A 15,578-nucleotide genomic window follows, 5' to 3' on the forward strand; every position below is an offset into this window, starting at 1 on the left:
TTTAACATAGTCAGCGTGTCCTGGGCAGTCTACGTGCGCGTAGTGTCTTGCAGATGATTCATATTCTACGTGAGCTGTAGAAATTGTAATTCCACGCTCTCTTTCTTCTGGAGCTGCATCAATTTGGTCGTATGCTTTAGCAGTTCCACCAAATTTTTTCGCCATAATTGTAGTAATAGCTGCAGTTAAAGTCGTCTTACCATGGTCTACGTGACCGATTGTTCCCACATTAACGTGTGGCTTCTTACGCTCAAATTTTTCCTTCGCCATTTCAATAACCTCGTTAACTTTTATTGTTTCTTGATAATTGCTTCAGCAATGTTATTTGGAGCTTCAGCATACTTAGAGAATTCCATAGTATATGTTGCTCTTCCTTGGGTAGCAGAACGTAAATCGGTCGAATAACCAAACATCTCTGCAAGTGGTACTTCAGCTCTAACAATTTTACCCGCTGGTGAGTCTTCCATCCCCTGAACTAAACCACGACGTCTGTTAAGGTCACCCATAACATCTCCCATGTAATCTTCAGGAGTAACTACTTCAACACTCATTATTGGTTCGAGTAAAACAGGCTTTGCCTTCAATGCACCTTGTTTGAAACCCATAGAGCCCGCAATTTTGAATGCCATTTCACTAGAGTCTACCTCGTGGAATGAGCCATCAAACAGTGACACTTTAACATCCACTACAGGATAGCCAGCGATAACACCGTTTTGCATTTGCTCTTGAATCCCTTTATCAACTGCTGGAATGTATTCTTTAGGAATAACACCACCAACAATTTCATTGATAAATTCATAACCCTTGCCAGGCTCTTGAGGCTCAATTTTAATCCATACATGTCCGAACTGACCACGGCCACCAGACTGGCGTACGAATTTACCTTCTTGCTCAACAGCTTGTTTTATCGTTTCACGATAAGCTACTTGGGGTTTACCAACATTTGCTTCCACATTAAACTCACGCTTCATGCGGTCAACAATAATTTCAAGATGTAACTCACCCATACCTTCAATGATCGTTTGCCCTGACTCTTCGTCAGTATGAACTCTGAAGGAAGGATCTTCTTGAGCTAATTTACCAAGCGCGATACCCATTTTTTCTTGGTCTGCTTTAGTTCTTGGCTCAACAGCTACTGCAATTACAGGATCAGGGAAATCCATACGCTCCAGAATAACAACATGATCTGGATCACATAAAGTATCACCTGTTGTCACTGTTTTTAAACCTACCGCAGCGGCAATATCACCAGCTCTTACTTCTTTAATCTCTTCACGAGCATTAGCGTGCATTTGTACTATTCGGCCGATACGCTCTCTTTTTTCTTTAACAGAGTTAAACAGCGTATCACCGCTTTTTAGTGTACCAGAGTAAGCACGGATAAATGTTAACGTCCCAACAAAAGGGTCTGTAGCAATTTTGAATGCTAAGGCCGAGAAAGGTGCATCATATTTTGTTGCACGTGTAGTTGGGTCACCAAATTCATCAATACCCTGAACGTCAGGAACATCTACTGGTGAAGGTAGATATTCAATGACCCCATCCAATACAGCCTGCACACCTTTATTTTTAAAGGCTGAACCGCAGAAAACAGGTACAACTTTGTTGCTTACAGTTAAATGGCGTAAAGCATCTTTAAGATCTGTTTCAGAAATTTCTGTGCCTTCAAGATACTTTTCCATTAACTCTTCGCTTGCATCTGCTGCAGCTTCTACGATTAATGCACGGAACTCTTCACATTGAGTTTGCATATTTGCAGGGATATCAACGTATTTAAAGGTCATGCCTTTGCTTTCGTCATCCCACTCAATTGCTTTCATTTTAATTAAGTCAATAACCCCTTTAAACTCTTCTTCTGCACCAATTGGCAATTGAAGAACTACGGGGTTAGCACCTAATCTTTGGCGAATTTGGTCAACAACGCGCAAAAAGTTTGCGCCCATTCTATCCATTTTATTAACGAATACGATGCGTGGAACACCATACTTATTCGCTTGACGCCATACAGTTTCAGATTGAGGCTCAACTCCAGATACGGAGTCAAATACTACAACAGCTCCATCAAGAACACGCAAGGAACGTTCAACTTCAATCATGAAGTCTACGTGTCCTGGAGTATCAATGATGTTAATGCGATGGGGTTGGAACTGTTTATCCATTCCAGACCAAAAGCATGTAACAGCCGCTGAAGTAATGGTAATGCCGCGCTCCTGCTCCTGAACCATCCAGTCAGTTGTTGCAGCACCGTCATGTACTTCACCAATCTTATGAGACATACCGGTATAATACAGCACGCGTTCTGTTGTTGTGGTTTTACCCGCATCAACGTGTGCTGCAATACCTATGTTTCTATATAATTGTAATGGAGTAGACACGGATTACCTCTCTCTTAGTTCCATCTAAAATGCGCAAACGCCTGGTTAGCTTTTGCCATCTTATGAGTATCTTCACGTTTCTTAACTGCAGAGCCTTTACTTTCAAAAGCGTCTGACAATTCACCAGCCAAACGTAGCATCATACCCTTTTCACCGCGTGAACGAGCTGCTTGAACAATCCAGCGCATGCCTAAAGCGATGCTGCGGTCATGTCTTACTTCAACAGGAACTTGGTAAGTAGCACCACCAACACGACGTGAACGAACTTCAACACTTGGCCGAACGTTGTTTAATGCATCTTCAAAGTAACGAAGAACAGGGCTAGAACCAGTAGCGCTTGTAGAACCTGATTCACCGTCTTCATCTGACTTTTTCATTTTCTTGATGCGCTCTTCCATAACAGAAAGTGCACCGTAAATAATTTTCTCAGCAGTTGATTTTTTACCGCTGACCATTAATACATTAATGAATTTTGCTAACAGTTCACTGTGATGTTTAGGATCTGGCAAAATTTCTCTTTTGGGGACTTCTCTTCTTCTAGGCATTTCGATTTCCTACAATCAGTTATTTTTTATCTTTAGGTTTTTTGGTACCGTACTTAGAACGACCTTGTTTACGATCGTTAACACCTGACGTATCTAAACTACCCCTTACTGTGTGATAACGCACACCCGGTAAGTCTTTAACACGACCACCGCGGATTAACACTACAGAGTGCTCCTGGAGGTTGTGGCCTTCACCACCAATGTATGATGAAACTTCAAATCCATTAGTTAAACGTACACGAGCAACCTTACGCATCGCTGAGTTAGGTTTTTTAGGTGTAGTAGTATAAACGCGTGTACACACACCGCGTCGCTGTGGACATGACTCTAGTGCAGGTACGTTACTTTTCTTCTTTACGTCCACACGAGGCTTTCTTACTAACTGATTAATAGTAGCCATTTGTACTTCACTCCGATATTCTCTTGTGATTATTTCGAATGCATAAGGAGGCCGGATTCTATATAGATACGACAGATTTGTCAAGTTTTAATCTGCCGTATCTTAGATCCGAACTAGTGTTCTTGATTATCTGCGTTTAATGCTTCGCTTAACGCATGTTCAACATCACTCGCAGTAACAGTGTGCATTACATGCTCACCAGCTGCAGCCTTAGCTCTTTTTGCCTTCCGGCTTTGATGATAAGCATAACCTGTTCCCGCAGGAATCAAGCGACCAACCATCACGTTTTCTTTTAATCCACGTAAATCATCAACTTTACCACTTACTGCAGCTTCCGTCAGAACTCGAGTTGTTTCTTGGAATGATGCAGCTGAAATAAATGATTCCGTAGCCAAAGATGCCTTAGTAATACCCAATAAAATTGGTGTACCACGAGCAGGCTGTTTTCCTTCCGCAATAAGCCTATCATTTTCTTGCAGCATAGCGCTTTCTTCGATTTGCTCACCAGCCAGGAATTTAGAATCACCAGCAAAAGTAATAACTCGCTTACGTAGCATTTGTCGAACAATTACTTCGATGTGCTTGTCATTAATTTTCACACCTTGTAAACGATATACATCTTGTACCTCGTTAACAATATAATTTGCCAATGCGCCCACACCTAATAAACGTAATATGTCGTGTGGATTGAGTGCACCCTCAGCGATCATTTCGCCACGCTCTACATGCTCCCCTTCAAACACAGAAATATGACGCCATTTAGGTATCAACTCTTCATGACATTGATCTTCGGACACATTGATTATTAGTCGTCGTTTACCCTTAGTTTCCTTACCAAAGTTAACCAATCCAGATACTTCCGCCATAACTGCAGAATCTTTTGGTTTACGCGCTTCAAACAAGTCAGCTACCCGTGGAAGACCCCCGGTAATATCGCGTGTTTTAGAGCGTTCTTGAGGAATACGTGCAATGACATCCCCAATACCTACTAGACCGCCATCTTCAAAGTTAACGATCGCATCTACAGGTAAATAGTATTGTGCAGGAACGTTAGTACCGGCCAAGAAGATATCCTCACCGTTGACTGTTACTAATTTAACCATAGGACGTAAATCACGACCTGCTGCACTACGTTGTTTCGCATCGATAATTACAATATTACTTAAACCGGTTAATTCATCGGTTTGTCTGTTCATGGTCATACCGTCGATTAAGTCAACGAACTTCAAATAACCACTCACTTCTGAAATAACTGGGTGAGTATGTGGGTCCCAAGTTGCAATTACCTGTCCTGCATCAACAGGAGAGTTATCTTGAACCGAAATCACCGCACCATAAGGCAGCTTATAACGCTCACGCTCACGTCCGAACTCATCAACAATAGTTACTTCCCCTGAACGCGATACCGCAACCAGGTTTTTGTTCTCATGAGTTACCGTCTTAATGTTATGTAAGCGAATAACCCCTTTAGTCTTAATTTGAATATTGTTAGCAGCTGTTGCTCTTGACGCAGCTCCCCCAATATGGAAGGTACGCATGGTCAACTGAGTTCCAGGTTCACCGATTGACTGAGCAGCAATAATACCTACAGCTTCTCCCGTGTTTACCAAGTGTCCTCGAGCTAGATCCCTGCCATAACATTTAGCACAGAGCCCAAAGCGGGTTTGACAGGTGATGGGCGAACGAACCATTACTTGGTCCACACTTTGTTTCTCTAACTGTTCAACCCAATCCTCATCCAATAAAGTACCTGCAGTAACCACAGGTTCAGTTTGGTTTGGAATATAAACATCGGCAGCAACCACACGGCCTAATACACGCTCATGTAGTGGCTCAACAATATCACCACCCTCAATAAGAGGTTGCATTAGAATACCAGTATCAATGCCGCAATCATCTTCTGTAATAACAACGTCTTGGGCAACATCAACTAAACGACGAGTCAGATAACCTGAGTTCGCAGTTTTCAATGCCGTATCTGCCAAACCTTTACGCGCACCGTGAGTTGAAATGAAGTACTGGAATACGTTCAAACCTTCACGGAAGTTTGCGGTGATTGGGGTCTCAATGATCGAGCCATCTGGAGCCGCCATCAGACCACGCATACCTGCTAGCTGTCTAATCTGCGCCGCAGAACCCCTCGCTCCCGAATCTGCCATCATAAAGATTGGGTTAAATGATTCTTGGCGTGTTTCGTTGCCTCGAGCATCAGTAACTGCTTCGGTCGCAATTTTGGTCATCATCGATTTAGCGACTAATTCGTTAGTACGCGACCAAATATCGATTACTTTGTTATAACGTTCACCGTTAGTTACCAGACCTGAACGGAATTGCGATTCAATCTCGCGAACTTCATTGTCTGCATGCTCAATAATGCTGGCTTTATCGTCTGGAATCTCCATATCTTCGATACCAATAGATACACCAGAGCGAGTCGCATATTTGAAACCGGTATACATTAGCTTATCCGCGAACATAACAGTTTCTTTTAAACCAAATATACGATAGCAGCCGTCGATCACCTTAGTAATTACTTTCTTAGTCATAGTACGGTTAATTGTGGCAAAAGGCATTCCCTTAGGTAATACTTCAGCAAGAATTGCACGTCCAACTGTTGTTTCTACCAGATGATAGCCCTCTTCATCATTTTCTTTAGCCATACGAATTTTGATTTTCGCATGAATATCAAGATGGTTTGATTCATAGAAGTTCTGCGCTTCTTGAGCACTAACAAATATTTTGCCTTCGCCTAGAGCATTAACTTTTTCACGAGTTAAGTAATACAAACCTAATACTACATCCTGGCTAGGAACAATAATTGGTTCGCCACTTGCTGGTGATAAAATATTGTTTGTAGACATCATTAACGAACGAGCTTCTAACTGTGCTTCTAAAGTTAGTGGAACGTGAACCGCCATTTGGTCCCCGTCGAAGTCCGCGTTATATGCAGTACAAACTAATGGGTGTAATTGAATCGCCTTACCTTCAATTAATACCGGTTCGAATGCCTGAATCCCCAATCTATGTAAGGTTGGTGCACGGTTTAACAGGATAGGATGTTCACGAATAACATCATCTAAAATATCCCATACTACAGACTCTTCGCGTTCAACCATTTTCTTAGCGGCTTTAATTGTTGTAGCTAAACCTCTAAATTCTAATTTACTGAAAATAAATGGTTTAAATAGCTCTAAAGCCATTTTCTTCGGTAAACCGCACTGGTGTAATTTAAGTGTAGGACCTACCACAATTACTGAACGGCCGGAGTAGTCAACACGCTTACCGAGTAAGTTTTGACGGAAACGACCTTGCTTCCCTTTAATCATATCTGCTAATGATTTAAGTGGACGCTTGTTAGTACCAGTAATTGCTCTACCACGACGACCGTTATCTAATAAGGCATCAACTGACTCTTGTAACATACGTTTTTCGTTACGTACGATAATATCCGGAGCATTTAAATCAAGTAGACGCTTCAAACGGTTGTTACGGTTAATCACACGACGATAAAGATCGTTAAGATCTGAGGTCGCAAAACGACCGCCATCTAGAGGAACTAAAGGTCTTAAATCTGGTGGAAGAACGGGCAATACGTCCATAATCATCCACTCAGGTTTGTTTCCTGACTCGTAAAACGCTTCTAATAATTTCAAGCGCTTAGTAATCTTCTTAATCTTAGTTTCAGAGCTAGTTGTAGGTAACTCTTCGCGTAGATTTTTGATTTCATCTTCAAGGCTAACTTGACGTAATAGATCACGGATTGCTTCAGCACCCATACGCGCATCGAATTCGTCGCCGTATTGTTCCATAGCATCAAGATAAGCTTCATCGTTAAGCAATTGACCACGCTCAAGCTCAGTCATACCAGGCTCAACAACTACAAATGCTTCGAAGTAAAGAACACGTTCGATGTCTCTTAAAGTCATATCCAGCAATAAACCAATTCTGGAGGGTAATGATTTTAAGAACCAAATATGCGCAACTGGGCTAGCCAGTTCGATATGTCCCATACGCTCACGACGTACTTTAGCTAATGCCAGTTCAACACCGCATTTTTCGCAAATAACACCACGGTGTTTTAAGCGCTTATATTTACCACATAAACATTCATAATCTTTTACTGGGCCAAACGTTTTAGCACAGAATAAACCATCCCGCTCAGGCTTAAAGGTACGGTAATTGATCGTTTCTGGTTTTTTTACCTCACCATAAGACCAAGAGCGGATTAATTCCGGAGAGGCCAACGCAATTTTAATTGCGTCGAACTCTTCACTTTGCCCTTGTTGCTTGAGAATCCCAAGCAAGTCGCTCATCACTGGAGCTTTTCTCATCGGTTCATTCATAGGATCGTCGTTTAGAGTACTCAAGTCTATGTCTCCAAAAATTGGTTAATCAGTATGTATCGCTGATACGGTTAATCGTGATCTAATTCAATATCAATACCCAGTGCACGAATCTCTTTTAACAATACGTTAAATGATTCTGGCATTCCGGGGTCCATACGATGATCACCATCGACAATATTCTTATAGATCTTCGTCCTACCACCAACGTCATCTGATTTTACAGTCAACATTTCTTGTAATGTATATGCAGCACCATATGCTTCAAGTGCCCATACTTCCATCTCTCCGAAACGCTGTCCTCCAAACTGTGCTTTACCGCCTAGTGGTTGTTGCGTTACCAAGCTATAAGAACCAGTTGAACGAGCGTGCATCTTATCATCAACTAAGTGGTTAAGTTTTAACATGTACATGTAACCAACTGTAACTGGATTATCGAATTTATTTCCAGTTCTACCATCAGTCAATGTAGTCTTACCATCAGGAGATAAACCTGCCAGTAATAACATGCTCTTGATTTCTTCTTCAGAAGCGCCATCGAATACTGGTGTTGCCATTGGCACCCCAGCTCGTAAATTATCTGCCAAACGGAATAACTCTTCTTCATTTAAGCAATCAAGATTAACGCGTTGTACACCGTCATGGTTATATATTTTGGTTAAGAATGACTTAATTTCATCCGCTGATTGCTTCGTATCTAACAACGCTGCAATCTTATGGCCTAAGCCTTTAGCAGCTAAACCAAGGTGTGTTTCTAGTACCTGACCAATATTCATACGCGAAGGTACGCCTAGTGGGTTTAGTACGATATCAACAGACGTTCCATCTGCCATATGAGGCATGTCTTCAACAGGTACAACAATAGAGATAACCCCTTTGTTACCATGTCGACCTGCCATCTTATCACCAGGTTGAATTCTACGCTTAACCGCTAGATATACTTTAACGATCTTTAATACGCCAGGCGCTAAGTCATCACCTTGAATGATTTTCTTACGGCTGTCGTTAAAACGTTTTTCCATCTCTTTAGACAACATTTCAAGTTGCTTTGAAAGCTGTTCTAATTGCTGGCTTATCGCATCATTATCTAAACGAATATCAAACCATTTTTGTCTTTCAACTTTATCCAAGTATTCTTGAGTTACAGTTGAACCTGGTTTTAAGCTAGCTGGACCGCCGGTTGCTACTTTATCAAGAATTAAATTAGCGACACGATGGTAAATGTCTTCTTCGCGGATTCTGCGCTCATCCACTAAGTCTTTCCGCACACGAGCTAAATGCTCTTCTTCAATGCTTTTCGCACGAGCATCTTTATCTAGGCCGTCACGAGTAAATACTTGTACGTCAATTACGGTACCGTTCATCCCGGAAGGAACCCGTAAAGATGAATCTTTAACGTCAGAAGCTTTTTCACCGAAGATTGCACGTAATAATTTCTCTTCAGGTGTAAGTTGTGTTTCACCCTTGGGTGTTACTTTGCCTACAAGAATATCACCTGCTTTAACTTCAGCACCGATGTATACAACCCCAGCCTCGTCCAGATTAGATAATGCAGACTCACCTACGTTTGGAATATCAGCAGTAATCTCTTCTGTGCCTAACTTAGTATCACGAGCAATACAAGTTAACTCTTCAATATGAATAGTAGTAAAACGATCTTCTTGGACAATACGCTCAGAAATAAGAATCGAGTCCTCGAAGTTGTATCCGTTCCAAGGCATAAATGCTACAAGCAAGTTTTGACCTAATGCTAACTCACCCATATCCGTACAAGGACCATCAGCGAGGATATCACCACGTTGAATTAAATCACCAGTATTTACGATTGGTCTTTGGTTAATACATGTATCTTGGTTTGAGCGGAAGTATTTAGTTAAGTTATAAATATCTACCCCAGTCTCACCAGCAGTTGTTTCGTCATCATTAACACGAACTACGATACGGGATGCATCAACTAAGTCAATTACTCCACCACGTTTAGCAACAACAGAAACTCCAGAGTCAGAAGCAACAATGCGCTCCATTCCAGTTCCAACTAAAGGTTTCTCCGAGCGCAAAGTGGGTACTGCCTGACGTTGCATGTTTGAACCCATTAACGCACGGTTCGCATCATCATGCTCTAAGAATGGAATTAACGAAGCAGCTACAGAAACGATCTGCTTTGGCGAAATATCCATGTAGTTAATTTTATCAGGAGTAGTTAATGAAAACTCATTCTGATGTCGGCAAGGAACTAAGTCCGCAAGGATGTTGCCATTCTCATCTAAAGCAACACTCGATTGTGCAATGTATTGGTCTACTTCTTCAATTGCAGACAAGTATTCAATATCATCCGTTACACGACCATCAATTACTTTACGGCAAGGGGTTTCAATGAAACCGTAATCATTGGTTCTTGCGTAAACTGATAGAGAGTTAATCAATCCAATGTTTGGACCTTCAGGTGTTTCAATTGGGCATACGCGGCCATAGTGAGTGGTATGTACGTCACGAACCTCGAAACCTGCGCGTTCACGCGTTAAACCACCTGGGCCTAATGCTGATACACGACGCTTATGCGTAACCCCTGATAATGGGTTAACCTGATCCATGAACTGAGACAACTGGCTTGAACCAAAGAACTCTTTGATCGCTGCAGATACTGGCTTCGCGTTAATTAAATCTTGCGGCATTAAGTTTTCAGATTCAACTAAACTGAGACGCTCTTTAACTGCACGCTCAACACGAACTAAACCAACTCGGAATTGGTTTTCAGTCATTTCACCAACACTTCGTACACGACGGTTACCAAGATGGTCAATATCGTCGACCATGCCAATACCATTACGAATGTCAATAAGCGTCTTAATTACTGCCATGATGTCTTCTTTGGTCAATGTTCCAGGACCATCATCATTTTTTCTGCCTACACGGCGATTAAACTTCATACGCCCAACAGCAGACAGGTCATAGCGCTCATCAACAAAGAATAAGTTTTTGAATAAAGCTTCAGCCGCTTCTTTAGTTGGTGGCTCACCAGGACGCATCATGCGGTAGATTTCTACCAGCGCTTCTAATTGACTTGAAGTGGGGTCAATTTTGACCGTATCAGAAATATAAGAACCATGATCTAAATCATTGGTATAAATCATATCGAACTGATGAATACCATGAGAAGCCATTTTATCTAACAACTCATCGGTTACTTCATCATTTGCTTGCGCTACGACTTCACCAGTCAGGGTGTCAATGATGTTTTTAGCTAATGTTTTGCCAACCATATAATCTCTAGGTACCACGAGATCTTGCATTTGGCTTTTTTCCATTTGCTTAATATGACGAGCTGTAATTCTTCTGCCCTGCTCAACAATTAGTTCACCCGTTTCAGGTACAAGAATATCAAATGAAGCAATCTCACCTCTCAAACGCTGTGGTATCAGTTCAATATGATACTCACCATTTTTGAGATGGCAGTTGGTTATTTCAAAGAATTCGCTCAGGATGTCTTCAGTTTCGTATCCTAATGCTCTTAGTAAGATACTAACCGGCAGCTTACGTCGTCTATCAATACGAACATAAACGCAATCTTTAGGATCAAACTCAAAATCAAGCCACGATCCACGATAAGGGATAATGCGTGCTGAATAAAGTAATTTACCTGATGAATGAGTTTTACCTTTATCATGCTCAAATATAACACCAGGTGAACGATGTAACTGTGAAACCACAACACGTTCAGTACCATTCACAACGAATGTACCTACATCAGTCATTAGAGGGATTTCACCCATGAATACATCTTGTTCTCTAATATCTTTAATTGGCTTAGGCTCTTCGCTTGCGTCTTTATCCAGAACAACAAGTCTTATCTTAACCCGTAACGGTGCAGAATAGGTTAAACCACGTAACTTACACTCGCGAACATCGAATGCGGGCTCGCCCAGCTTATAACCAACATATTCAAGTCGTGCATTACCAGAAAAACTTTCGATAGGAAATACAGAAGAAAATGCAGCATGTAATCCTGTATTAAAGTGTTGACTTAATTTGCTATCGGCCTGAAGAAAATCTCTATAGGATTTAAGTTGAATTTCAAGCAGATTTGGTATCGCCATTTTATCGGCTTGGGTACCAAAGCTCTTGCGAAATCGTTTTTTCTCAGCATGCGAATATTGAGGTTTAGCTTCTGCAACGGCCATGGTGGTTCCTCTGTAAATTATTGATGACTTTCAAACACGTAAACCCAGCCATGAAAACATGGCTGGGTTTAATCTCATAGATACAACTATATTATTTAACTTCTACTGTAGCACCAGCTTCTTCAAGAGACTTCTTGAGGTTAGCAGCTTCATCTTTAGATACAGCTTCTTTAATTGTTGAAGGAGCACCTTCTACTAAGTCTTTAGCTTCTTTCAAGCCTAAACCTGTAATTTCACGAACCGCTTTAATTACGTTAACTTTGTTAGCGCCAAAGCTAGTCATAACTACGTTGAATTCAGTTTGCTCTTCAGCAGCAGAAGCAGCAGCAGCTGGAGCAGCAACTGCAACAGCAGCAGCGGCAGCAGAAACATTGAATTTCTCTTCCATTGCTTCGATTAGTTCAACAACTTCCATAACAGACATGTTTGCTATGGTATTTAAAATTTCGTCTTTAGACACAGCCATTACTAGCTCCTGATTTAAAAAAAATTAATTAATGATTAAAGGATTAACCTGCTTTTTTGTCTTTTACTGCTGCTATAGTTCTCACTAACTTAGCGTGAGGCTCAGCAAGAGTTCTAACAAATTTCTCAACTGGCGCTTTCATTACATACATCAACTTAGCAATTGCTTCATCCTTAGTCGGTAAGCTTGCAACTGCGTCAATTTGACTTGCTGCGTATACTTTTCCGCCTACTGATAATGCTTTGACTTCAAGTTTGTCGAAGGTCTTAGCAAAATCTTTAAGTAGACGTGCAGCATCGCTGGGCGCGTCCATAGATAAAGCAACGAACAACGGACCAACAAGCATGTCACTCAAGCACTCAAACTCAGTGTCTTTAAATGCTCTACGAGTTAAAGTATTTCGTACAACTCGAAGATAGACACCAGCTTTACGCGCTTCAGTGCGTAATTGCGTCATTTGATTAACAGTTAAACCACGATAATCAGCAACAACTGCGGAAATAGCTTTAGAAGCGACTTCAGCCACCTCTTCAACTACTGCTTTTTTTGCAGCTAAATTTAATGTCACGTTACTGACCTCCTAATGTAAACAAATCTCAAGGATTTGCCAGTTATGGTGGCCGCCTCTTTTAAATGGAGCCGGTTCACCGTCTGCGCAGGAAATTAAGCCGAGGCTCCTGCGGTCTTCGACGGCATGGAACCAAATCTATGCCGTGAATTCTTAAAAATGGGTGGACATTTTACACAGGTAAAGATGAAATATCAATAGGTAATCCAGGACCCATAGTTGTAGATAAAGAAATTTTCTTCAGGTATTGACCTTTAGATGAAGATGGTTTTGCTTTTTTCAAGTCACTAATTAAAGCAACAATGTTTTCTAGCACATCTTCAGCTGCGAAATCTGCTTTACCAACTGAACAATGGATAATACCATTTTTGTCAGTTCTATAACGTACCTGACCAGACTTAGCATCTTTAACTGCTACTTCTACGTTTGTAGTAACAGTTCCAACCTTAGGGTTAGGCATCAAACCTCTTGGACCAAGAACTTGACCTAATTGACCTACGATTCGCATTGCATCTGGAGTTGCAATAACAACGTCGAAGTCCATTTTACCCGCTTTAATTTGCTCCGCTAAATCTTCAAAACCAACAATATCAGCACCAGCGTCTTTTGCTTTAGTTGCATTATCGCCTTGAGCGAATACAGCAACACGAACTACTTTACCAGTACCCTTTGGCAGGTTAGTAGATGAGCGAACAACTTGGTCAGATTTACGAGGATCAACCCCTAAGTTAACACTGATATCTAAGCTTTCACGAAATTTTGCTGAAGCAAATTGCTTTAATACAGCAACAGCATCGCTAACAGTATATAAATGATTTGGCTTAACTACTGTTGCAATATTCTTTTGTTTCTTAGTTACTTTTGCCATGGTGACCCCTTATTCTAAACCTTCAACTTCAATACCCATGCTACGCGCAGTACCTGCAATACTTCTAACTGCTGCGGCTAAATCTGCTGCAGTTAAATCAGGTGCCTTAAGCTTCGCGATTTCTTCAAGTTTACTGACGTGAAGTTTAGCCACTTTCTTAGTGTTAGGTGTACCACTTCCACTTGCAATACCTGCAGCTTTCTTCAATAGTACTGAAGCTGGAGGGGTCTTAGTGATAAAGGTAAAGCTGCGATCACTATAAACTGTAATGACAACAGGAATAGGTAAACCTTGTTCCAACTGTTGTGTTGCAGCGTTAAATGCTTTACAGAATTCCATGATATTCACACCACGTTGACCTAATGCAGGACCAACTGGTGGACTTGGGTTCGCCTTACCGGCAGGAATTTGTAACTTAATATATGCTTCTACTTTTTTTGCCATCTTTACTCCTTACGGGTCAAACACTAGTTTCAGTAACAAATTAACTTTGTCACCTCAATATCTAGCTCCCCAGTTTTACAAAAAAAGCCTGGCCAGCACCCTACCGTAGACTTAAAGCCTACAGTAAAAAATGCTGGTCTAGGCACTTACAAACTAAGTCTTTTCAACTTGACTAAATTCAAGCTCAACAGGAGTAGAACGTCCAAAAATAAGAACCGCCACTCTTAGTCTGTTTTTCTCATAGTTAACTTCTTCAACAACACCGTTAAAGTCAACAAATGGTCCTTCTTTAACCCTGATAACTTCACCAGGCTCAAAGAGTATTTTAGGTCTAGGTTTAGTAACCCCGTCTTCAACACGTTGCATAATTGCACGTGCTTCTTTATCAGTAATTGGTGTAGGAGTCTGACTGGTTCCGCCAATAAAGCCTAATACACGAGGAATCGCACGAATCATATGCCAAGTTTGATCATCCATAACCATGTTTACTAAAACATAGCCAGGGAAGAACTTGCGTGTACTTTTGCGCTTTTGCCCGGAACGCATTTCAACAACTTCTTCAGAAGGAACTACAACTTCACCAATTTTATCTTGTAAATTGTGGTGTACTGCACGAGACAAAATTTCGCGCATAACAAAATTCTCATAACCTGAATAGGCATGTACTACATACCATTGCTTTGACTTCTGCTCTTCCACCGAATTCACCCTAAATGAGTTATTTTAGCAATTGCCCACATCATTAGTGAATCTATTCCCCAAAGAATAAATCCAGTTAATGTAACCATAACAATAACAATTGTTGTTGTCTGTATCGTCTCTTGACGTGTAGGCCAAACAACTTTCAGCAATTCAATTTTTGACTCTTGCGCAAATTGATAAACTTGTTTGCCTGTGGTTGTTAGGTAAGCAAAAAACATAGACAGTAAGAACCATCCCAGCCATACCATAGACTGAACTGGCCCTGAAAAAGTGTAATAGTAGGTGCAAAAGAATGCGCCAGCCGTCAGTAAAGCCACAGCTAGCCAAGATAAAATATCTTTTGTCTTATTTGGATTTTCGTTTGAACTTTTCATATTCACTTGTAGTTGGCAGGCCAGGAGGGAATCGAACCCCCAACCTGCGGTTTTGGAGACCGCCACTCTGCCAATTGAGCTACTGGCCTAAATTTACTTGGCATGCGTCATCGTAAACGCATGCCAACATTTCACCCTTACTCTATAATTTTCGCAACAACACCAGCGCCCACTGTACGGCCACCTTCACGAATTGCGAAACGCAAACCTTCATCCATCGCAATAGGAGCATGTAGGTTAATTACTAATTGTACGTTATCGCCTGGCATTACCATTTCAACACCTTCCGGCAAGTCGCAAGTACCTGTTACGTCG

General features: G+C 41.3%; 13 protein-coding genes and 1 tRNA gene. All 14 read right to left on the minus strand.

Translation table 11 applies throughout. From position 1 onward, the window contains the following. The coding region (locus ACD661_RS16665) for a GTP-binding protein (RefSeq protein ID WP_400188975.1) at positions 1–270 on the minus strand (270 nt) is incomplete at its 3' end. Positions 271–290: 20 nt separating this feature from the next. After that, positions 291–2,375, minus strand: coding sequence for an elongation factor G (fusA, locus tag ACD661_RS16670; protein WP_400188976.1), 2,085 nt, complete (start codon positions 2,373–2,375; stop codon positions 291–293). Between the two features lie 14 nt (positions 2,376–2,389). After that, a complete protein-coding gene (gene rpsG, locus ACD661_RS16675; RefSeq protein ID WP_400188977.1) occupies positions 2,390–2,920 on the minus strand; it encodes a 30S ribosomal protein S7 in 531 nt (176 codons plus the stop codon). Between the two features lie 19 nt (positions 2,921–2,939). Continuing rightward, entirely contained in the window at positions 2,940–3,320 is a 381-nt protein-coding gene (gene rpsL / locus ACD661_RS16680; protein WP_010654837.1) for a 30S ribosomal protein S12, read from the minus strand. 113 nt (positions 3,321–3,433) lie between these two features. Next, entirely contained in the window at positions 3,434–7,633 is a 4,200-nt protein-coding gene (gene rpoC / locus ACD661_RS16685; protein ID WP_400188983.1) for a DNA-directed RNA polymerase subunit beta', read from the minus strand. 101 nt (positions 7,634–7,734) lie between these two features. After that, a complete protein-coding gene (rpoB, locus tag ACD661_RS16690) occupies positions 7,735–11,841 on the minus strand; it encodes a DNA-directed RNA polymerase subunit beta (protein ID WP_400188978.1) in 4,107 nt (1,368 codons plus the stop codon). 91 nt (positions 11,842–11,932) lie between these two features. Further along, positions 11,933–12,307 carry a 50S ribosomal protein L7/L12 gene (gene rplL, locus ACD661_RS16695; RefSeq protein WP_400188979.1) on the minus strand — a complete coding sequence of 125 codons (375 nt, stop codon included), beginning with the start codon at positions 12,305–12,307 and terminating at the stop codon, positions 11,933–11,935. Positions 12,308–12,350: 43 nt separating this feature from the next. After that, positions 12,351–12,875, minus strand: a complete 525-nt coding sequence (gene rplJ / locus ACD661_RS16700) for a 50S ribosomal protein L10 (RefSeq protein ID WP_400188980.1) — start codon at positions 12,873–12,875, stop codon at positions 12,351–12,353. Positions 12,876–13,047: 172 nt separating this feature from the next. After that, a complete protein-coding gene (rplA, locus tag ACD661_RS16705) occupies positions 13,048–13,743 on the minus strand; it encodes a 50S ribosomal protein L1 (protein ID WP_400188981.1) in 696 nt (231 codons plus the stop codon). A 9-nt stretch (positions 13,744–13,752) separates the two neighbouring features. Beyond that, positions 13,753–14,187, minus strand: coding sequence for a 50S ribosomal protein L11 (gene rplK, locus ACD661_RS16710; protein ID WP_133138061.1), 435 nt, complete (start codon positions 14,185–14,187; stop codon positions 13,753–13,755). A 153-nt stretch (positions 14,188–14,340) separates the two neighbouring features. Next, positions 14,341–14,886 carry a transcription termination/antitermination protein NusG gene (gene nusG, locus ACD661_RS16715; RefSeq protein ID WP_165485224.1) on the minus strand — a complete coding sequence of 182 codons (546 nt, stop codon included), beginning with the start codon at positions 14,884–14,886 and terminating at the stop codon, positions 14,341–14,343. Positions 14,887–14,891: 5 nt separating this feature from the next. After that, the gene (gene secE / locus ACD661_RS16720; protein ID WP_400188982.1) at positions 14,892–15,263 is read right to left on the minus strand and encodes a preprotein translocase subunit SecE; all 372 of its coding nucleotides are present in this window, start codon (positions 15,261–15,263) and stop codon (positions 14,892–14,894) included. Positions 15,264–15,276: 13 nt separating this feature from the next. After that, positions 15,277–15,352 (minus strand) — tRNA-Trp (locus tag ACD661_RS16725). 48 nt (positions 15,353–15,400) lie between these two features. Continuing rightward, positions 15,401–15,578: EF-Tu C-terminal domain-related protein (locus ACD661_RS16730; protein ID WP_472975195.1), on the minus strand; the 178-nt coding region annotated here is incomplete at its 5' end.

Source organism: Legionella lytica, from assembly GCF_044626755.1.
Lineage (GTDB): Bacteria > Pseudomonadota > Gammaproteobacteria > Legionellales > Legionellaceae > Legionella > Legionella lytica_A.